Annotated in this window: 19 protein-coding genes, 3 tRNA genes and 1 pseudogene; 9 read left to right on the top strand and 14 right to left on the bottom strand. The window is 67.0% G+C overall.

Annotated features, from left to right (window positions below):
* Positions 1-12: 12 nt before the first annotated feature.
* Entirely contained in the window at positions 13-1,293 is a 1,281-nt protein-coding gene (gene serS, locus GY812_07355; GenBank protein ID MCP4435296.1) for a serine--tRNA ligase, read from the bottom strand.
* A 92-nt stretch (positions 1,294-1,385) separates the two neighbouring features.
* Between serS and GY812_07350 the strand changes: the two genes are divergently transcribed.
* Together GY812_07350 and GY812_07345 are read left to right on the top strand one after the other, a co-directional pair.
* Positions 1,386-2,339 (top strand): ABC transporter ATP-binding protein, encoded by a 954-nt coding sequence (locus tag GY812_07350; protein MCP4435295.1) that lies wholly within the window; start codon positions 1,386-1,388, stop codon positions 2,337-2,339.
* The gene (locus tag GY812_07345; protein ID MCP4435294.1) at positions 2,336-3,064 is read left to right on the top strand and encodes an ABC transporter permease; all 729 of its coding nucleotides are present in this window, start codon (positions 2,336-2,338) and stop codon (positions 3,062-3,064) included. Before GY812_07350 ends, GY812_07345 begins: the two co-directional genes overlap by 4 nt.
* 11 nt (positions 3,065-3,075) lie before the next feature.
* Here GY812_07345 and GY812_07340 read toward each other — a convergent pair whose 3' ends face one another.
* From GY812_07340 to GY812_07305, 8 genes are all read right to left on the bottom strand, one after another.
* Positions 3,076-3,510, bottom strand: coding sequence for a cytochrome C oxidase subunit IV family protein (locus GY812_07340; GenBank protein ID MCP4435293.1), 435 nt, complete (start codon positions 3,508-3,510; stop codon positions 3,076-3,078).
* Between the two features lie 10 nt (positions 3,511-3,520).
* The gene (locus GY812_07335) at positions 3,521-4,057 is read right to left on the bottom strand and encodes a cytochrome oxidase subunit III (GenBank protein ID MCP4435292.1); all 537 of its coding nucleotides are present in this window, start codon (positions 4,055-4,057) and stop codon (positions 3,521-3,523) included.
* A gap of 94 nt (positions 4,058-4,151) precedes the next feature.
* Positions 4,152-6,206 (bottom strand): cytochrome c oxidase subunit I, encoded by a 2,055-nt coding sequence (ctaD, locus tag GY812_07330; protein ID MCP4435291.1) that lies wholly within the window; start codon positions 6,204-6,206, stop codon positions 4,152-4,154.
* A gap of 40 nt (positions 6,207-6,246) precedes the next feature.
* Positions 6,247-7,467 (bottom strand): cytochrome c oxidase subunit II, encoded by a 1,221-nt coding sequence (gene coxB, locus GY812_07325; GenBank protein ID MCP4435290.1) that lies wholly within the window; start codon positions 7,465-7,467, stop codon positions 6,247-6,249.
* Positions 7,460-8,305 (bottom strand): hypothetical protein, encoded by an 846-nt coding sequence (locus GY812_07320; protein MCP4435289.1) that lies wholly within the window; start codon positions 8,303-8,305, stop codon positions 7,460-7,462. The genes coxB and GY812_07320 overlap by 8 nt, the downstream gene beginning before the upstream one ends.
* A 7-nt stretch (positions 8,306-8,312) precedes the next feature.
* Entirely contained in the window at positions 8,313-8,891 is a 579-nt protein-coding gene (locus GY812_07315; protein MCP4435288.1) for a hypothetical protein, read from the bottom strand.
* Entirely contained in the window at positions 8,891-10,465 is a 1,575-nt protein-coding gene (locus GY812_07310) for a hypothetical protein (protein MCP4435287.1), read from the bottom strand. Before GY812_07310 ends, GY812_07315 begins: the two co-directional genes overlap by 1 nt.
* 128 nt (positions 10,466-10,593) lie before the next feature.
* Positions 10,594-11,499 (bottom strand): protoheme IX farnesyltransferase, encoded by a 906-nt coding sequence (locus GY812_07305; GenBank protein MCP4435286.1) that lies wholly within the window; start codon positions 11,497-11,499, stop codon positions 10,594-10,596.
* A gap of 122 nt (positions 11,500-11,621) precedes the next feature.
* Between GY812_07305 and GY812_07300 the strand changes: the two genes are divergently transcribed.
* From GY812_07300 to GY812_07270, 7 genes are all read left to right on the top strand, one after another.
* Positions 11,622-12,560 (top strand): heme A synthase, encoded by a 939-nt coding sequence (locus GY812_07300; protein MCP4435285.1) that lies wholly within the window; start codon positions 11,622-11,624, stop codon positions 12,558-12,560.
* Positions 12,561-12,601: 41 nt separating this feature from the next.
* Positions 12,602-12,847 carry an ATP-dependent Clp protease adapter ClpS gene (gene clpS / locus GY812_07295; GenBank protein ID MCP4435284.1) on the top strand — a complete coding sequence of 82 codons (246 nt, stop codon included), beginning with the start codon at positions 12,602-12,604 and terminating at the stop codon, positions 12,845-12,847.
* A complete protein-coding gene (locus tag GY812_07290) occupies positions 12,847-13,347 on the top strand; it encodes a DUF2017 family protein (GenBank protein ID MCP4435283.1) in 501 nt (166 codons plus the stop codon). Before clpS ends, GY812_07290 begins: the two co-directional genes overlap by 1 nt.
* A 74-nt stretch (positions 13,348-13,421) precedes the next feature.
* Positions 13,422-13,494: transfer RNA gene (locus GY812_07285), tRNA-Glu, on the top strand.
* 25 nt (positions 13,495-13,519) lie between these two features.
* Positions 13,520-13,594 (top strand) — tRNA-Asp (locus GY812_07280).
* A 27-nt stretch (positions 13,595-13,621) separates the two neighbouring features.
* A tRNA-Phe gene (locus tag GY812_07275) sits at positions 13,622-13,694 on the top strand.
* Positions 13,695-13,925: 231 nt separating this feature from the next.
* Positions 13,926-14,360 (top strand): hypothetical protein, encoded by a 435-nt coding sequence (locus GY812_07270; protein ID MCP4435282.1) that lies wholly within the window; start codon positions 13,926-13,928, stop codon positions 14,358-14,360.
* Positions 14,361-14,403: 43 nt separating this feature from the next.
* Here the strand turns inward: GY812_07270 and GY812_07265 are convergent, their stop codons facing one another.
* The 5 genes and pseudogenes from GY812_07265 to GY812_07245 form a co-directional block, all read right to left on the bottom strand.
* A complete protein-coding gene (locus tag GY812_07265) occupies positions 14,404-15,810 on the bottom strand; it encodes an NAD-dependent malic enzyme (GenBank protein MCP4435281.1) in 1,407 nt (468 codons plus the stop codon).
* Between the two features lie 103 nt (positions 15,811-15,913).
* Positions 15,914-17,011: pseudogene (locus GY812_07260) on the bottom strand (hypothetical protein).
* 48 nt (positions 17,012-17,059) lie between these two features.
* A complete protein-coding gene (locus tag GY812_07255) occupies positions 17,060-18,091 on the bottom strand; it encodes a phosphoribosylformylglycinamidine cyclo-ligase (protein ID MCP4435280.1) in 1,032 nt (343 codons plus the stop codon).
* Entirely contained in the window at positions 18,084-19,736 is a 1,653-nt protein-coding gene (purF, locus tag GY812_07250) for an amidophosphoribosyltransferase (GenBank protein MCP4435279.1), read from the bottom strand. Before purF ends, GY812_07255 begins: the two co-directional genes overlap by 8 nt.
* A 39-nt stretch (positions 19,737-19,775) precedes the next feature.
* Positions 19,776-20,687, bottom strand: a complete 912-nt coding sequence (locus tag GY812_07245; protein ID MCP4435278.1) for a tRNA glutamyl-Q(34) synthetase GluQRS — start codon at positions 20,685-20,687, stop codon at positions 19,776-19,778.
* Positions 20,688-20,701: the final 14 nt, after the last annotated feature.

Genomic DNA, 20,701 nt, shown 5'->3' with positions numbered 1-20,701 from the left:
CCTCAGCGGGGGTCAGCCGATCGCTTCGGCTCCACGCATGTAGGGCCGCAGCGGATCCGGAATCTCCACGGTGCCGTCGGGTCGCCGCCACGTCTCCACGATCGCAGCCCACACGCGCGGCACCGCAAGGGCTGACCCGTTGAGCGTGTGCATGACCTCCGTGCCCTTGCCACCATCAGGGCGGTAGCGCAGGTTGGCGCGCCGCGCCTGGTAGTCACCGAACCATGACACCGACGACACCTCGAGCCAGTTGTCGACACCCGGCGCATAGACCTCGATGTCGAACGTGCGCCGCGCCGATGCTCCGATGTCACCCGCACACAGGTCCAGGATCCGGTAGGCCAGGCCCAGATCTGCAATCAGCGACTCGGCACGCTGGAGGATCTCGGCATGCAGGTCCTCGGCCTGGTCGGGCGTGCAGTAGGCCAGGAGCTCGACCTTGTCGAACTCGTGAACCCGCAGCAGCCCCCGCGTGTCCTTGCCGGCCGAACCGGCCTCGCGGCGGAAGCACGACGTGTGCGCGCACATGCGCAGCGGCAGCTCGGCTTCCTCGGCAATCTCGTCGCGGCCCAACGAGGTGAGTGGCACCTCCGCGGTGGGGATGGCCCACAGGTCGTCACGCTCGATGTGGTACGCCTCGTCGACGAACTTCGGCAAGTGGCCGGTGGCCACCATCGTGTCGGTGCGCACGAGGGTGGGCGGCCTGATCTCCTCGTAGAGATCCACGTTGCGGTCAAGGGCCAGCTGGCACAGGGCCCGCACCAGGGCGGCACCCTGACCGCGGTACATGACGAACATCGACCCGGACAGCTTCACCGCCCGCTCCACATCGAGGATGCCGAGCTGCTCGGCGACCTCCCAATGGGGAACCCGCTGGTGCTCCGCGTAGGAGTCGGGCAGGTACTGCTCGACCCGCGTCACGACGTTGTCGGCTTCCGAGTCCCCGTCGGGGCAGTCGGGCGCGGGCTCGTTGGGAATCCGGAGCATGATCGCGCGGAGTTCCGACTCGAGCTCCGCCGCGCGGGCGTCGAATTCCTTCTCCTCCTGGCCGAGTGCCTTCGAGGCTTCCTGGAGCTCCTTGGCCTCGTCCTGGCGCTTGTCACGGAACAGTTGGCCGACCTCGTTGGAAATCGCTCGCACCTCGGCACGCAAGGAATCGCGCCGGGTGGTCAGCTCCCTGATCTCCGAGTCCAGCTCGGCAGCCCGGTCGACCGGGGACGTGTCGTCACCACGGCGGGCCACCGCGGCCCGCACGGCGTCGACATCGGCGCGGATCGTTCGCACATCGAGCATGGCGCCACGGTAGCGATCGCGTGCCGCGCCGGCGCCATCCATTCGCCCGGTCGGTTGGTCGATGCGAGCGGGCCTCCGGGTATCTTCTCTGCGTGGATCCGAGCACCCCAGCCGTCGCAGTCGACGGACTCGTAATCGAACGGGGGTCGGTCACGGCGGTGGACGGGATCTCCTTCACCGCGGCTCGTGGTGAGACCACCGTGCTGCTCGGGCCCAACGGGGCCGGCAAGACCAGCACCATCGAGCACCTCGAGGGCTACCTCGCGCGCCAGGGGGGCACGGCGACGGTCCTGGGGTTCGACCCAGCCCGCGATCAGCGACGGCTGGCAGACCGGGTCGGGCTCATGCTCCAAGACGGCGGCATCCAGACCGCCATCCGACCACATGAGGTGCTGGCCCAGTACGCGTCGTTCTTCGCGGACCCGGTCGCACCCGGCGAGCTGCTCGACATGGTCGGGCTGACAGAGCGTGCCCGCACGCCGTACCGGCGGCTGTCCGGCGGCGAGCAGCAACGCCTGTCGCTGGCGCTCGCCCTGGTGGGCAGACCCGAGTTGTTGTTCCTCGACGAGCCCACCGCCGGCGTCGACCTGCAGGGTCGCGACCTGATCCGGGGGCTGATCCACGACCTTTGCGGTGCCGGCACCACCATCGTGCTGAGCACCCACGACCTGGCCGAGGCGGAACAACTCGCTGACCGGGTCCTGATCATCGACCATGGTCGCCTGGTCGCCAACGGCACACCCTCGGAGCTGATGGGTGCCGCCACCGGCGAGGACCTGCTTTTCGGGGCGGCGCGTGGTCTCGACACCGCCTCAATGAGTGACGCCGTCGGCGCCGCCGTCACCGAGGTCGCGCCAGGCGAGTACCGGGTGCAAGCGGTGCCGAGCCCCGAGGTCGTGGCCGCGGTCACCAACTGGCTCGCCGAACAGGACCAGCCCCTCGCCGACCTGCGCGCGGGTCGGCAACGCCTGGAGGACGTGTTCCGCAGGCTTACCGAACGCCCGGACGTCAGGGGCACCGGTCGTGTACGGGGGAAGCGACGGTGAAGGCGTTCGCAGGCCAGCTCCGCACCGAGTTGGCGCTCTCGTCGCGACAGGGTGAGCAGCTGCTCGTCAGCCTCGGCATCCCACTGCTGGTGCTCCTGTTCTTCTCGAGCGTCGACGTGCTACCCACGGGAACCGACGAGCCGGTCGACTACCTGGCTCCTGCGGTGCTGGCATTGGCGGTCATGTCGACCGCCATGGTGTCTCTGGGGATCGGCACCGGCTTCGAGCGGCAGTACGGCGTGCTGAAGCGCCTCGGCGCCTCGCCGCTGGGTCGTGGCCGGTGGGTGGCCGCCAAGATCGCGAGTGTGCTCGTCACCGAGGTGATCCAGTGGGTGGTCCTCATCGCCGTCGCGGTGCTCATCGGCTGGTCGCCACCCGGGAGTGGATGGCTGCCTGCAGTCGCCGGGGCCCTGCTGGGTACGGCCGCGTTCGGTGGCCTCGGGCTGCTCATGGCCGGCACACTGCCCGGCCTGGCCACCCTGGCCGGGGCCAACGGGCTCTACCTGGTGCTGCTGCTCACGGGCGGAATGGTGGTGCCCCTCGATGAACTGCCGTCAGGGGTGGCGGCCGTGGCGCGCTTGTTCCCGGCGGCCCCACTGACCGAGGTGATCACCGGCTCACTCATCGAGGGTGCATCGGTGGCCACGTGGGCGTGGCCCACGCTTGCTCTCTGGGCAGTCGCCGCGCCGGTCGCGGCGGCGAGCCTCTTTCGCTGGGAAGCCTGACCGGCCGGCGCTCAGCTGCCCTCGGCGACCGTGGTGGTCGTGATCGCGGGCGGCGGATCGTCGAACCACGGGTTGCCATTGTCGGTCCAGATGTTCATCACCGTGAGGGCGACCGTGTAGACGGCCACAGCGATGATCAAACCGAACACGAAAGTGCGACGCAGCAGAGCCGCGTCGAACTTCAGGTGCATGAAGTAGCCGGCGATCAGCAAGAACTTCACGAGCATGAGGATCAGGAGCACCGCCACGCCGAAGCGGCGCACGCTGTCGCCCTCGCCGAACCAGCTTTCCCAGAAGTACGTGGAGACCTCGAGGGCCGTGATTGCGAACAGCACCCAGAAGATGCCGAAGTACTGGCCGTCCGTCGGGCCATGGGTGTGGCCCTCGTCGAGGTGGCCCATGTGGCGGTCGTCTTCGACGCCTGTGTCTGTGGTATCTGTGCTCACAGGGTGCTCCTCAGGGAATCAGGTACACGATCGTGAAGATCACGACCCAGACGATATCGACGAAGTGCCAGTACAGGCCCAGAACCTCGACGGCTTCGGCCTGCATCTTCTGTCTGAAGCTCATGCCGATCATCGACACCAACATGAGGATGCCGATCAGGACGTGCACGCCGTGGAACCCGGTCAGCGTGAAGAAGGCCGACGACGACACGTTGGTGGTGAAGCCGAGGCCTTCCCTCACGAACACGGTGAACTCGTAGATCTGCCCACCCAGGAACAGCGAGCCGAGCAGCGCCGTTGCCCCGAGCCACAGCCTCATGCGGGTGTGGTCACCGCGCATCGTGGAGGTGACCGAGAGCACCATCGTGAGCGATGACATCAACAGGATGAACGACGTCATCGACGTGAACGGGATGTCGAAAAGCTCCGAGATCCGCGTCGAGCTGCCGGACAAGCCGGGGATCTCCCCGGCACGGTTCTTGTAGATCAGGTAGGTGGAGATGAGCCCGCCGAACAGGAGGGCGTCCGACGACAGGTAGACCCACATCGCCAGCTTCGGGTTGGAGATGCCGGTCGACGTGGCGTGGGAGTCGTCGGGGAACTCGACGTCCTCGACAGGCTCGAGTGCTACTTCGGGCACGTCAGCCAACGGGGGCCTCCTCGGTCTCGGGCGCCGCGGCTTCCTCGGCGGCATCACCGGCCTCCGCGTCGCCCTCGACGAGCTCGCCGGCCGAGCCGGCGTCGCGGTCGGGCTCGGGCTCGTCGTGGTGCTCGTGGCCACCGTGCGGGTCATCCGCAGGCTCCAGCACCCATCCGAAGATGCCCAGGATCAACAGGAGTGCGCCCGGCACGCACCACCAGAGGTTGAAGATGAGTCCGTAGCCCACCAGCGGCAGGCCCACGGACATGACCAGGGGCCAGTACGACGGCGACGGCAGGTGGACACCCGTGGCGCCCGGCTTCTGAACGACGTCTTCGGTCTTGGCGATGCGTACGAGGCGGCCGTCTTCGTCGTGGCCGTACTTGCGGTGCCAGAACTCGTCGAACTCCTCGACGACGATCAGTTCGTCAAAGTTGTACTCGGGCGTGGGTGACGGGATCATCCACTCCAGCGACCTGGCATCCCACGGGTCCGGGCCCGGGTCGACGGCGTCGGCCTTGTGGGCGCGGTAGCTGTGGATCACGTTCCAGATGAAGATCAGGATCGAAACGGTGAGGATTCCCACACCGACGGTGGCGACCAGGTTCCAGATGTCGAAGCCCTGGTTGTCGGTGTAGGTGAACGTACGGCGCATCATTCCCTGCAAACCGAGCATGTGCATCGGAGCGAAGGTCACGTTGAAGCCGATCAGCATGAGCCAGAAGTGCCACTTGCCGATCTTCTCGTTGAGGAACATTCCGAACATCTTCGGGTACCAGAAGTAGATGCCGGAGAAGAGCCCGAGAAGCGCACCACCGAACAGCACGTAGTGGAAGTGCGCCACGATGAAGTAGGTGTCGTGCTGCTGGGTGTCAGCAGGCGCCACCGCGTGTGCCACGCCGGAGAGACCACCGATGGTGAACATCGCTACCACCGCAACCGAAAACAGCATCGCCACGGTGAACTTCAGCCGGCCGCCGTACATCGTTGCGCACCAGTTGAGGATCTTCACGCCCGTGGGCACTGCGATGAACATCGTGGCCAGCGAGAAGGCGAGCACCGAAATCGGTCCCATACCGGAAGCGAACATGTGGTGCGCCCAAACACCCCAGCCCATGAAGCCGATGGCGATGCCGGAACCCACCATGAACGGGTAGCCGAAGATTGGCTTGCGGGAGAACACCGGTAGGACCTCGGAAACTATGCCGAAGCTGGGCAGGATCATGATGTAGACCTCCGGGTGACCGAAGATCCAGAACAGGTGCTCCCAGAGCAACGGATCACCGCCCTTGGATGCGTCGAAGAACGATGCACCGAATAGGCGGTCGAACATCAGCAGGAACAGCGCCACTGTGATGACCGGCAGCGCGAACACCAACAGGACCTGCACGATGAAGGTCATCCAGGTGAACACCGGCATCTTCATCAGTGTCATGCCGGGGGTGCGCATGTTGAGCACGGTCACGGTCAGGTTGACCGCAGACACGGTGGAGCCAATGCCCATGATCAGCAGGCCGACCGCATAGAAGTCCATGCCGTGGCCAGGTGTGAACGCCACGCCCGAGTTGGGGGCGTAACCGAACCAACCGCCGTCCGCACCACCGCCGAACAGCCATGAGGTGTTGAAGAAGATCGCACCCAGTAGCCACACCCACAGCGAGAGCGCATTCATGCGGGGGAATGCGACGTCACGTGCACCGATCTGCAGTGGCAGCAGGTAGTTGGCAAATGCTGCGGCGAGCGGCATGACCACGAGGAACACCATCGTGAGGCCGTGCATCGTGAAGACCTGGTTGTAGAGGTCGGCAGAGAGCAGGTCGTTGCCCGGCACCGCCAGCTGGAGGCGGATCAGGATCGCCTCGAAGCCACCCACGAGGAAGAAGAACAGCGCCGCGACGCCGTACATGATGCCGATCTTCTTGTGGTCGACGGTGGTGAACCAAGACTTCCACCCGGAGGTGGCGGTGGGCCGTGCGAACAAGCCCAGTGGGTTGCCACTCGGCTGGTCGGCCCCGGGGGGCAGTGCCAGCGGTGAACGCTGTGAGATCGTGCTCATCTGTGCGGGATCCTTTGCCTGACAGGTTCTGGCGTGGGGCTTACTTGAGGGTCACGAGGAAGGCGACAAGCTTGTCGATCTGGTCCTCGGAAAGACCGAGATTGGGCATGCCCTGGCCGTTGTCCGGGTCCATCGGCTTGATGTCCTCCGGGTTGCGCAGCCAGCGCTTCAGGTTGTTTGTATTGGGCTCTCTCTCCGGCACAGCCGCGACGTCCGAAGGGTCGGTGGAGGTCTCGTCTGCTGCCAACCCGCCCTCGTAGAGCGGGAGCAGACTGCCGGCAAACGTGTCGCGCATCATCAGGTGCGTGAGGTTGGGGGCGTTCTGTGCGGTGAGTCCGGTGCCGACAGTCGCGCCGTAGTCGGGGTCAGGAGTCTTGGAGTACTCCAGCGGTGCCGTGTCGCCAGGGGCGACACCATCGATCTGGTGGCACCCCGTGCACTGCTGCACGAAGAGTTCCTGGCCTTCGAGCGCATCGGTATCGTCCGCGGCGGGCTGGTCGGGCACGTCCAGCATGACGCCCTTCCACTCCTCCCACTCGTCCTCGGGGAGCACCTTCACCTGCATGCGCATCACTCCGTGCGACAGGCCACAGAACTCGGTGCACTGCCCCGAGTAGATCCCGGGTTGGTCGGCCTGGAGCACGAGGGGCTGGGTGCGGCCCGGCACGGCATCTTTCTTGCCGTTGAGCGCCGGGATCCAGAACGAGTGGATCACGTCGCGGGACTGGATCGACAGCTCCACGTCGCGTCCCTCGGGCATCACCAACTGCGTGGCTGTGATTACATCGACTACTCCATCGGAGTCGAAGTCGTAGCGGAACTCCCACCACCATTGCTGGCCGACAACCGTGACGTCGAGGGCGTCGTCGTTGACGTTGTCCATCCGCAGGATCGTGTTGGCGTTGAACACCGCGAGGACTGCGAGGATGAGCGCCGGCACGATGGTCCAGCCGATCTCGAGGCCGGTGTTGCCGTGCACCTGCACCGGCTCGTCGACGCCCTCGACGTCGCCGTCGGTGCGGCGGAACCGGTTGACCATCCACAGGATGCCGACCTCGACGATCACGAAGATCACGCCCGCGATCACGAACACCTTGAGCACCAGGTCGTAGATGTCCTCGGCCTTGCGGCCCTGCGGGTTGAGGGTGTTCAGCGGGAAGGTGACCAGACTGGTCGCCCCGCGCAGGAGCAGCCATGTTCCGACCAGACAAGCCACTACCCCCAGTACGAGGGCGATCGCTGCGTTGCGCTTGTTACGCATTCCCACCTCTTTCGAGGACCACGAGGGCTCCCTCGTGATGCTCTTCGATTTCACGTTCGCCGCTGATGTGTCCGGCGATGCCTGCTCCGACGATGACCAGCACACCGACCAGGGTCACGACACCGACGACCCTGCCCCGCAGGTCGGGGCGGCGCGCCAGCAGGTTGGCGACGCCGAACACCACGGCTGCGAGCACGATGATCACATAGACGGCAGCTGACTTCGGAACCGCGAGGAGCACTCTCGACACGGCCACGGCGATGACCGCGATCACCAGCACGGCGGCGATGGGGATCTCCATCGGCGCCAGCAGCTGCGTGCGGTATCCGGCGTTGGCGGCCGAGTCGCCGCTTGCCCGCTCGGACCAGGCCCGCACGGTCCACTCGAGGGCTCCAGCGGCCACGAGCACCACGCCGGCCCAGAACAGGAAGGTGGAGAGTGCGAGTCCCACGATTCCGACGCCGATGCCAAGTGCAACGGTGAGCGGCCAGATGCTCAGACCCATGGGCGGGGTGGGAGCCGGAAGGTCGGCGACCTCGACTCCCTCGACCTCGGCAAGGGCCTCGGCGTCGCCATCGCGGAATGCGGTGTGGAAGCCACCGAGTACGAGCATCACGGCGGAGAACGACATCAGCACCGTGTAGCCGACGTGTTCACCGACCCAGCCCTTCCAGCCGAAGCTGAGGGGACCGATGATCGAATCGACGATGCCGCCGTCGCTGAACACCTGTGTGACGCCGCCCTGGTCGGAGGCGCCCGTGAGGAAGCCATAGACCAGCGCGGAGAGATACCCCACGGCTGCGGCTGTGTAGAAGAACTTGGAACCTCGGGTGATCATCTGAAGCTCACTTCATGATGTAGACGGCGACCCACACGACCGCGTAGACCGCGACCATGGCGTCCCAGAAGACCGCTGCAGCAGCGATGCCGTCGGGGTTGCGGCTCGAGTACTGGCCCCCGAGCGCCCGGAAGGAGACGAATACGACGAACACCATCGCGATCACCGCCATGGCGAGCTGGCCGCCGGTCACCGCATAGAACAGGGTGCCCTCGGCCTGATCGGCGGTTACACCGGCCAAGCTGAACAGGAAGACCGTCTGGTTGATGAACGCAGCTCCGAGCACGAGCGTTGCAGCGAGGGCCACGAGCGTGCTGGTGCGGTCATCGTTGTTGATCGAGTAGACCGCCCACTGGATGGTGATGACCGACAGGGCGAGGCCGAACAACTGCATGTTGGGCTGGGTGAGCGGCAGCTCGTTCTGGGAGAGCCAATCGGCTCCGCCCGCGTTGCGGGCACTCAGGTAGGCGCCAACGAGGGTGAGCATCAGCATCACGACGCCGGAGGTGGCGAACGCGGTGCCGAAGAGAAGCTCGCGGCGGCGGCCTCTGGGTGGGGCCGGCAGGGCGAGGGCGGCCTCTGACATCAGGCGTCCTCCTCGGACTCGTGGAACGGGTATGGGGAGTCGATGACGGGCAGCTCAGCGGTGCGGGCCCCGGCGATGGCAGGTGAAGGCACCTGCCACTCGAGGGTGAGGCCGACCACCGGCTCATCGTCACCGTCGCCGACTGACTCCTCGCGGGAGGCTCCGAGGTAGGCGAACAGCGATGCGACCACACCGGCCAGAGCGATGACCGCGCCTGCCGCCTCGAACCCGCCGAAGATCGCATCGGCGGTGTCCTTGCCGCCGGCCTGCACCAGCACCTCGATCAGTAGCGTGAGCCCGACGATGCCGCCGCCCACGTCGACCGCACCGATGGAGGCCGCAGCCATCTGGTCGTTGACCTGGGTGCCCCAGACCTGCGGGGACCAGTGCGCCAGGGCCGCGAGGCCGCCCGCCAGCGCGGCGGTGAACACCAGGATTGTCTGGGCGGTGCCGAGCTGCAGGGGCCCGAAGTCGAAGAGGTTGCCCGAACCTGCGGTGTCGAGCGCCATGAGCAGCCCCACGAGTCCGGCCAGCAGGAGGTTGACCAGCGCCAGCAGGGAGCCGACGACGGCAGCGGTGATCCTCACCGGACCGTGGCGCATCGACTCCGCCAGCCCGCCGAGCAGGCCGAGCAGCGGAACCATGATCGCCAGCGCCCACAGCGCCCACAGCAGCGTGTCGACCGACTCCGGGCTCTGGGCCCATGCACCGAAGGAGAACACGCCATAGAAGGCGATGAGCGCCTGGAAAGTGCCGTAGTTGCGCAGCGGGCGACCGGTGGCGGCGCTGATGGCATCGCCGGCGAGGCCGAGTACCGGGATGGCGAGCATGTAGGCAGCCGGACCCCGAAGCAGCCATCCGAGACCAACCGCGAAGTTGTCGAGCAGCGCCGGTGCGGAATCCGCACCCAGGTGGCCGATGACCGACCAGGCGATCGCCGAGCCGAACGACAGTATCCACACCGCCGAGGCGACCAGCATCGACCAGGCGAACAGCGGCGTGCGGGCCAGGGTGAGGCCTGCCGGGCGGTGGGTCACGACCGTGGTTGCGATGCAGACCGATGCGAGGGCAAGCGAGACGACGATGGCTCCGAAGGACGCGTTGCCGAGCACGCTGGCATCGAAGTCATTGCCGCCGATGCCGCCGTCGAGGGCCATGGAGGTGATGAACACTGCAGCCGAGATCAGCCAGGTCCACATTGCCAGCGCCGCGGCTCGGGGGAAGGCGATGGTGGGTGAGCCGACCTGCAGGGGAACGATGATCGTGGCGATGCCGACCAGCAGTGGAACGACCCCCAGGAACACCAACGCCACCAGCGAGCTGTTGTTGACCAACGCCCAGACGCTGCCGAGGATGCCGTTGTCGGTGGCGCCGTCGAGTCCGATGAGCACCCGTGCGATGAGCCCGGCGACGACCAGCAGCAGCGAGAACCCTACGTACAGGCGACCGATCGTTGTGTGGTCGGCAGTTCCGATCAGGCTCTCCAGCTCACCCGGCCTTCTGCCGGTGGGGGACGATTCGCTTGCGCCCTCGGTCTGGGGCGCCTCAGGGGGTTTCGTCTCGGTGATTGCCATTCCTCAAGACCTCGTTCGGCCCGGCCGAGGAGTGGGCCGGTGCGTGCGGGGCGACACTACCGCGGCGCCGCGCAACCTTGGAAAAACGTCAGGAACCGTGTGGAACCGGACCCGCTCCACGATCGCTGCTACCACCCGTACCGAACCAGGACGTCCACGGCCATGAGGCCGAACAGGAGGGTGATGTATGTGATCGAGAACGTGAACAGCCTAACTGCGTCCTGGGGTTGCAATGAGCGACGCACCGCCCATGTGAGTTGCAGGAAGGCCGCTCCCAGCACCGCCGCGGAGACCCAGTAGATGAGGCCCATCGAGGCCGTCCAGCCGAACAGGAGCGAGGTGGCCACCACGACCACCGTGTAGGCCAGCATCTGGTTGGTGGTGTGCTCGAGGGAACGAACCGAGGGCATCATCGGCACGTCGGCCGCCGAGTAGTCGTCGGAGTACTTGATCGCCAGTGCCCAGAAGTGCGGCGGTGTCCAGAAGAACACGACCCCGAACAGCACCAGCGCCGACACCGACACGGTGTTGGTCACCGAGGACCAACCGATGAGCACGGGCACGGCGCCTGCCGCTCCCCCGATCACGATGTTCTGGGTGGAGGTTCGCTTCAGCCAGAGGGTGTAGATGAACACGTAGAAGAGGCAGGCGGCGAGGGCCAGCACCGCAGAGAGCAGATTCACGAACGCCCACAACCACACGAAGGCAACTGCCTCGAGCGTGATGGCGAACACGAGGGCGGCCGACGGGGTCATCTCGCCGGTGACCAGCGGACGGTTGCGCGTGCGTTGCATCACTGCGTCTATGTCGCGGTCGACGTACATGTTGATCGCGTTGGCACCACCGGCGCTCAGCGAGCCACCGACAACCGTGGCCACGATCAACCAGACCGACGGGAAGCCCTGTTCGGCCACGACCATCACCGGGACGGTTGTGACGAGCAGCAGTTCGATGATCCGCGGCTTGGTCAGCGCGATGTACGCACCGACCTTGGCGCCGATCGACTGCCGTGCGGGAAGTGCCGGGGCGACCATGACGGCCACAAAAGTAGGAGGTTGCCGCGCACAGCGCCAGCACAGGGAGGGCTCAGCCGACAGGACCTGCGTCACACGGGCGCGTATGGCCCTGCGGCAACGGCCGGCCGTACGCTTCAGGCGTGTCGCCCGACGCCCCCACACCCCGGCGAACCCTGAGCCTGGCCGCCTACAGGCGCGTGGCCGTGGTCGCATTGCTGTTGCTGTGCGCGATCGTGGTCAGCGGCGCAGCGGTGCGCCTGACGGGCTCGGGGATGGGCTGCTCTGAATGGCCCAACTGCGAGCCGGGCCAGTTCATCGAGATCTCGACGCCCAACCAGGCGGTCGAGCAGATCAACCGACTGTTCACCGGCCTCGTGTCCATCGGCGTGGCCGCGGCGGTGCTCGGGTCCTACATGCTGGCTCCCCGACGCCGCGACCTCGTCTGGCTGTCATGGGGCCTTGTCGCCGGCGTGGTCGCCCAGATCGTGCTCGGTGGCGTGACCGTGCTGACACACCTGCACCCGGTGTCGGTGGCGGGCCACTTCCTGTTGTCGATGATCCTCGTGGTCGACGCCACCGTGCTGGTGTGGCGCGCGGGCGCGACCGACGACGGCCGTGCGACAGCACTGGTGAAGCCCGCCGAGGTACGGCTCAGCTGGTTTGCGATGGCGGCTGGCGCACTCGTGCTCGCGGTCACGGGGCCTCTGGTGACCGGCTCCGGCCCCCATGCCGGAGACGGCTCTGCACGGCGGTTCTCGGTGGCCATCCCCGACGCGGCACGCATCCACAGCCTGAGTGCCTGGCTGTTCTGCCTGCTCGTGGTGGTGCTGCTGGTGGGGCTGTACCGCAACGGCGCGCCTGCTGCGGTACAGCGGCGGGGGCGGGTGCTGCTCGGCGTGATCGTGGCCCAGGGGGCCATCGGCTACACACAGTACGAACTCGGCATCCCGGCCTGGTTGGTGCTCGCCCACATTGTCGGCGCCACATGCATCGCCATCTCGGCCACCTGGTTCCAGCTGGGGCTGTGGCGGATCACCCCGGCGTCCGAGCGCACTCCCGCAGGTAGTCTCGAAGTGTGAGCACGACCGCCCCGCAGGAGGTCCGCGAGCCCGACCTGGGCATGGCCGAACAGGTGGCCACCCCCTGGGTCGTGCTCGTGTGGAACGACCCGATCAACCTGATGAGCTACGTGGAGTTCGTCTTCCGCAAGCTCTTCGGGTACTCCGAGTCCAAGGCCCACAAGCTGATGCTGCAGGTGCACAACGAGGGCAAGGCTGTCGTCTCGTCGGGTTCGCGCAGCGAAGCGGAGCGCGATGTGTTCCGCCTCCACGAACACGGCCTGTGGGCCACGATGCAGCAGGACTGATGCCTCCCCAGCCCATTCGCCGCGAGCCGTCAGGTGACTTCTCCATCGAGCTCGACCCGTCGGTGCTCGACATGCTCGAGCACATGTGCGCTGAGCTCGAGGCACTCCTCGAGAGCGACAGCCCGCTGCTCACAAGACTGTTCCCTCCCCCCTACGGGGACGATGAGGAGCGCAACGAGGGTTACGCGGCGTTGGCGACTCCCGAATTGATGGACAACCGCACCGCTGCCATCGCCACTCTGCGAGAGACACTCCGGGCGACGAGCCTCACCGCCGAGGAGCTCATGGCCTGGATGCGCTCGATCAACGACATGCGCCTGGTTCTCGGCACGCTGCTCGGAATCGACAACGACCACGCGATGCCTGACATCGCCGAGGACATGGCAGACACCTACGCCGTGTACGAGTACCTCGGCTACCTCCTCGAGGTGATCGTGGTGCCCCTCAACTCGACCATCGAGGACCTACCCGGCGACGACGTCGGGGGCTCGGCCAACTGAGCTCCGGGCCCCTTGTTGTCCTTTGGAAGGCCGCCGGTGTGCTGCTATGTTGACTCGGCTCCCATTGGGTGCGAGCCCCCATCGTCCAGCGGCCCAGGACGCCGCCCTTTCAAGGCGGTAACACGGGTTCGAATCCCGTTGGGGGTGCGTCCACCCTTTGGTGGCACGGATTGGTCCCGTGGTGCAGCTTGGAGTGCACGCCGCCCTGTCAAGGCGGAGGTCGCGAGTTCAAATCTCGTCGGGACCGCAACCGAACCTAGGGTTCGGACAACACGGTCGGGTAGCTCAGTTGGCAGAGCGACCGCCTGAAAAGCGGTAGGTCACCGGATCGACGCCGGTCCCGACCACATCGACGAAGCCCCCGCCCCGGCGGGGGCTTCGCTCGCGTGCTGACCGCCGGCGTCGAGCGCACCGACAGCCGCCGACACGCGGCGCTAGCTTCTCTGGCGTGTCACGGATGCTGCTCGACGACCTCGATCGCCTCCACGGGGCGGAACTCGTTCTTCGCCGCGAAGTCGCCACCCAAACCGCCTCGACGCCTGCGGGCCGCTCCGTTCGCAGCAGCTGAAGACTGCGGGATGCAGCCCTCAGAGGCACCGCCCCGCCCACTGCCCCTGCGGGTGGTCGCAGTCACCTGCGGCGTGGGGGCCCTCCTGCTGGGCGTGCTCGCCCTCAGATCCCTCGGCGACGACGGGACCGGGTCTTCCACGGCCGCTGCGGCTGCCGACGAGGCCGCCAGCACGACGCAACCGCCGGACTGCTACAGCGCCCTTGTGCACTTCTCGGGAGACGAGGAGACGGCGCGGGCGATCGTGTGGCGGGAGTCGCGCAACCAGCCCGATGCACAGAATGCCCGCAGCAGCGCCGCTGGTTGCTTCCAGATCGTGAGGGTGCACGACTGGCGATTCGACGCTGTGGGCTGCTCCTGGCAGCAGCGGTACGAGGCTGTGTGCAACACCAAGGCCGCGGACCACCTCTACCGCGCCGAGAGTTGGGAACCCTGGGACACCTGACGGCCGCGGCCGTGTGCGCTGCCTTGGCCGCTGTGCCGGTGGGTCAACTGTGGCGGCACACTCCATCCGCCTCGGCCGCCGCCGCGCATGCCTCGGCAACTGCCGGCGCCACGCCCTGGTGGAACACCGACGGAATGATGTAGTCCGACGCCAGTTCCTCCGCGGAGATCACCGAGGCGATCGCCCGGGCTGCGGCCACCTTCATGTTCTCCGTGATGCGGGTGGCTCCGGCATCAAGGGCACCCCGGAACACACCGGGAAAGGCCAGCACGTTGTTGATCTGGTTCGGGAAGTCGGAGCGACCCGTCGCGATCACGGCTGCGATGTCGGCTATCAGCTCGGGGCGGATCTCCGGATCGGGGTTGGCCATCGCGAACACGATCGGGTCGCTGGCCATCGAGGCGACGTCGTCGACGGTGATCAGGTCAGGGCCGGACAACCCGATGAACACGTCGGAGTCGGGCATGACCGACGCCAGTGACCCCGTGAGGCCCTCGGGGTTGGTGTTCTCGGCGAACCACTGCTTGGAATCGTTGAGCCCGTCGCGACCTGTGTGCACAGCGCCCTGCCGGTCACACCCCACGATGTTCACCACACCCGCGTTCATCAGGATCTTCGATACGGCCACGCCGGCCGCACCGACGCCGGCCACGACGACCTTGATGTCGCCCATCTGCTTGCCGACGATCCGAAGGGCGTTCTCCAGCGCTGCGAGGGTAACGATCGCGGTGCCGTGCTGGTCGTCGTGGAACACGGGGATGTCCATCTCGGCATCGAGGCGCTCTTCGACCTCGAACGCACCGGGCGCCGCGATGTCCTCGAGGTTGATCCCACCGAACGTGGGCTCCAGGCGCTTCACGGTCTCGATGATCTCCTCGGTGTCAGAAGTGTTGAGGCACACCGGGAACGCGTCGACACCCGCGAAGTGCTTGAACAGGAGCGCCTTGCCCTCCATCACCGGCATGGCCGCTGCTGGGCCGATGTCGCCCAGGCCCAGCACCGCAGTGCCGTCCGTGACGATGGCCACGGTGTTCTTCTTGATCGTGTAGTCGTGCGCCGCAGCCGGGTTCTTCTCGATCTCGCGGCACACGCGGGCCACGCCCGGGGTGTAGGCCATGGAGAGGTCCTCCACATCACGCACAGGCGCCAGCGACAGCACCTCGATCTTGCCGCCTTCGTGCATACGGAAGGTGCGGTCCTCGAAGTCGAGGATCTCTATGCCGTCGAGCTCCTCGAGCGCAGTGCGCACCTGCTCCTGGTGGGCCTCGCTGGTGCAGTTGACCACCAGGTCCTCATCCAGGCTGGCGGTCTTCACCTCGAAGCCCTGCAGGGCCGAGATGTTGCCGCCGACCTCGCCGATGGCTATAGCGACCTTGCCGAGCATGCCCGGCTGGTTGCTCATCCGGACGCGGATACGCACTGAGTAGGCAGGGGTGGGTGTATCGGCCATCGCGGCGAGGGTAGTGCGACTCTCAGCCGTCATCCCATTGCGTTGCGAGCGTGGGGTCCCAGCCCGAAAGGCCGTAGCGGCTGAACGTGTCCACGAAGAAGAACTCGTGCAAGCCGAAGCCGACTGCACCGTCGGACTGGCCGCCCTTCTGGGTGAAGCGGCCCACCTGGTCGACCAGCCCGAACAGACGCTCGGAATCGCGCTCGTAGTCGATCTCGACCACCTGTACGACCTCTTCGGGGCCCTGGTACATGCCGAAACGCCAGTCCTCCTCGATCCCGTAGCCGGTTCCGAGGAGCAGCCACGCCTCGAGCATCGGCTCGACCGACACCTTGAAGCCGCCGCCGGGAGCATCGGGAAACAGCAGAGTGGAGCCGCTCACGTGGCGCGTGCCGGGAGTGAGAACGGCGTCGTGCTCAGGCCGGCCCAGGTGCTCCGGGGCACGCTGCGGGTCGTTCCAGATCCGGGTCGCCTCCTCGAGCACCCTCGTACCGTCGTCGTGCTCGTTGACCATGTAGATGATCGAGTGGTCCTCGAACTGCATCGGAACGTAGTTCCAGAAGCCCTGCATCTGGCCCTCCGTGCGGATGCCGGGTGGCTCCGCCTCACCCACCGGCCTCACACCCCAACTGCGGTCCCGTGTGCCCCACCATGAATCGGGAGTGACATCGAAGGTCCGGCCGTCGAGCTCGATGTGTCCTTGCCAGCGGCCTGTCTGGGCGAGGCGCATCGTGTCGAACACGGGGCGGCCGTGCATGCGCTGGAACTGGCGGGGCTCCTCGTAGGCCGGAATCGAGCCCGTCCAGTGCAGGTCGAATGAGAGGCCATGGGCGGCCTCTTCGTCGTTGCGCGGCAAGCACGAGATGCGCAGTTCCTCGAGCGGCTTGACGACCTCCACCGAGAGGGGGCCGACCGACGTGTCCATCCGGTCACCCAGTTCGCGCGACGCCCTCACCACCCGGTGGGTGTTGCCGGTGACCAGCAGCGCGAAGCAGTCGGTGGTGGACAGGTTGGGGTACTGGCCCAACCCGAAGATCAGGAAGGCCTCGCCGTCGTTGGAATGACAGTTGAAGTAGTACCGGTCATAGAAGTTGCGGTCGGAGGTGACGGCGTGGCGCACGGTCTCCGCGGTCTGGTGAACCGGGAAGTCGTCGAACGACGACAGGGATCCGTGCACGGGGGGTCTGCTGAATGCGGCCATGGCCCGGAACATACAGGCGAACGGTCACTGACCGTGTGTCGCCTACGGTCAGGGGAAGCGAACCTCGCCCGAACCGCCTGTGACTTCTCCGATCACCGACGCTCGGTGCCCCGCAGTGCGCAATACGTCGAGCGCCCGGTTGGACGCTTCGGGCGGCACGACCGCGATCATGCCGATGCCCATGTTGAACACCCGGCGCATCTCTTGTGGCTCCACCCCGCCGAGCCGCTGGAGCTCGGCGAACAGGCGCGGTGGTTCCCAGCTCGACTCGTCGATCGAGGCGTCGAGTTCGTCGGGCAACACACGCACGATGTTGCCGGGCAAGCCGCCGCCGGTGATGTGTGCCACCGCGTGGACTTCCGCGGCCTCGCTCAGCGCCCGGATCGCCGGGGCGTAGATGACCGATGGCCGAAGGAGCTCCTCCTGCACGGTCGGCGCATGGGGATCGTCCCACGCCGGGTCGGTGAGTGACTTGCCACCGACTTCGAACATGAGGCGCCGCGCCAGCGAGTAGCCGTTCGAGCGCAGCCCGGGCGACGGGATCCCGAGCACGAGGTCGCCCTTGGACACACCCGAGGGCAGCATGGCGTCGCGTTCCACGACCCCGACCGCGAAACCGACCAGGTCGAACTCGCCGGGTTTCATCGCCCCTGGATGCTCGGCCATCTCACCGCCGACCAGCGCACACCCCGCCTGCCGGCAGCCTTCGGCGATGCCTCCGACGAGTTGCTCGACCTGGTCGGGGTCGAGCTGGCCGACCGCGATGTAGTCGAGGAAGAACAGCGGCTCGGCTCCCTGGCAGACCAGGTCATCGACACACATCGCCACGAGGTCGAGGCCGATCGTGTCGAACCGACCGGCCGAGCGGGCAACGATCGCCTTGGTGCCCACACCGTCGGTGGTGGAAACGAGTACCGGATCGCGATACCTGCTCGGGTCGAACCGGAACAGACCGCCGAAACCTCCGATGTCGCCGATCACCTCGGGGCGGAATGTGGAGCGCACGTCGGCCTTGATGCGCTCGACTGCCTCCTCGCCGGCGTCTATCGAGACACCGGCGGCTTCGTAGGTCTCACCCATCTGCCCCGTCCATCGGTTGGCCCGCGCTCGTCGGGTCTGTGCGTGCGGCAGCCGAGCCGGCGGCCTCCTGGGCGGGCATGGTCGCATCGCCGCCGCCGAACATCGAGCCCTGGAACAGCGACTGTGGCTCCGGCGCCTCGGTCTCGCCGCCCTCGAGCACACCCTTGCCCGCCTCGGGCGGGATCGGCACCGGATAGTCACCGGTGAGGCATGCCGTGCAGAAACCGGCGCCGGGCGCACCCACGGCATCGATCAGTGAATCCAGCGACAGGTAGGACAACGTGTCGACACCCAGGTAGTCGCGGATCTCGTCGACCTCCATGTTGGCCGCCAGGAGCTCGCCCCGCGAGCCGGTGTCCATGCCGTAGAAGCAGGGCCAGCGGTACGGCGGGGAGGAGATCATCATGTGGACCTCCTTGGCGCCGCTCTCGCGGAGCATCTGCACCATCGACCGGGTCGTGGTGCCGCGCACGATCGAGTCGTCCACCACCACCAGCCGCTGGCCGGCGATGTTGTCGCGCAGTGGGTTCAGCTTCATCCGCACGCCCAGCGAACGCATCTCCTGGCTGGGGGCGATGAAGGTGCGCCCGATGTAGCGGTTCTTCACCAGCCCGTGGCCGAACGGAATCCCGGAGCGCCTCGCGTAGCCTTCGGCGGCGGGTATCCCGGATTCCGGCACACCCATCACGAGGTCGGCTTCGACCGGGGTCTGCTCAGCAAGCTGTTCGCCCATGTGAACCCGGGCCTGGTGCACGTTGCGCCCATAGAGCTGTGAATCCGGACGGGCGAAGTAGACGAACTCGAACAGGCACAGCTTCGGATCGACGCTCACGTCGTCGAACGGCCGGTGCGACTTCACCCCGGTGTCGTCGATCACGACCATCTCGCCGGGGTCAAGCTCGCGCACGAAGTGGGCGCCGACCACGTCGAGCGCAGGAGTCTCCGAAGCCAGCACCCAGCCTGTCTCGAGCTTGCCGAGGCACAAGGGGCGGAAACCCCGCGGGTCACGCACACCGATGACACGCTTGCGGTCCATCACCACGAGCGAGAAGGCGCCCTCGAAATGGGGCAGCACCTCGCACATGGCAGGCACCAGGGCGCCGTCGTCATCGATGCCGTGCTCGGCAACCGCCCGGCTGATCCACTCCGCCATCGCGTCCGTGTCGCTCGTGACGGTGCCCGGCAGTACGCCTGCCTCCTCCGCCAGCTTCGAGGTGTTCACGAGGTTGCCGTTGTGGGCCAGCGCGAACTGCGTGTGCTCGCAGTCGCGGAACACCGGCTGGGAGTTCTTCCACATGCTGGAGCCGGTCGTGGAGTATCGGGTGTGGCCGATCGCCAGGTCGCCGTCGAGGGCGACGAGCGTGCGGTCATCGAACACGTTGGACACGAGGCCCATGTCCTTCACCACCGTCAGGTGGTTGCCGTCGGAGGTAGCGATGCCGGCCGATTCCTGCCCTCGGTGCTGCAAGGCGTAGATGCCCAGGTATGCGTGGTGCGCCACGGGCTGGCCGGGGGCGTAGACACCGAAGACTCCACAGGCCTCCCGTGGCTTGCCGCCGTCGGCGGCGTCGGCCGCTGACGCGGCTGCTGGATCGAATCCAACGTGGGAGGACGTAGAGGCCGGGGCACCCTCTGGGGTCACCATGCCATCGTGGCACACCGCAGTGACACCGGCCGACCCGGCTCAGCTGCCCCCAGGCGCCTCGTAGACCCACGGCTCCACAGGGATGTCATCGGGGTCGAACCGTCGCAGCAGTTGATCGGGCGTGACCGACTCGCCCGGCCCGGCCAGCCCCAGGGAGCAGGCGAGCATGGCCAGCACGCCCGAGGGCCCGATGCCCAAGCCGGCCAGGGCCTCGAGGGTGACGGCTCCATGACGCTTCGCCAGCCGGTCGCCGTCTGGCCCGACCACGAGCGGCACATGTACGTAAGCGGGCGTCGGCAGGCCCAGCAGGCGCTGCAGCAGTACCTGGCGGGGGGTCGTCGGGGCCAGATCATCGCCGCGCACCACCTGGTCCACGCCCTGGGCCGCGTCGTCCACGACCACCGCCAGGTTGTAGGCGGCGACACCATCACCGCGCCGCAGCACGAAGTCGTCGACCTGGTACTCGATCGTGCCGAGCATCGAATCGCTCACCGACACGACCTCACCCCTGGCGCGGAGCCTGGTGGCCGGATCGCGACCCTCGGCCGTGCGCGCCCGCACCTCGGAGTCGGGCAGCGCGGCGCAGGTTCCCGGGTACGCGCCTTCCACAGAGGCGCCGTGAGGCGCTACGGCGGCCTCGCGGATCTCGCGGCGCGTGCAGAAGCACGGATACGTGAGACCGGCCTCCTGCAACTGCCGCAGTGCCGAGTGGTAGGCCTCGCCTCGCTCCGACTGGCGCCAGACCGGGCCGTCATGGTCGATTCCGACCGCGGTGAGATCGCGCAACTGCTCCGCATCGCGGTCAGCCACTGCCTGTGTGGTCAGGTCCTCCATCCGAACCAGGAACCGCCCGCCGTCATGGCGGGCCAGGCACCACGCCAGCAGGGCCGTTCGCAGATTGCCCAGATGCAGGCGCCCCGAGGGGCTCGGCGCGAATCTGCCCGTGGTCACGGCCCCATTGTGAC

It is taken from the genome of Actinomycetes bacterium (assembly GCA_024222295.1).
Lineage (GTDB): Bacteria > Actinomycetota > Acidimicrobiia > Acidimicrobiales > Microtrichaceae > JAAEPF01.
This window is presented reverse-complemented; position numbering and strand designations above follow the sequence as displayed.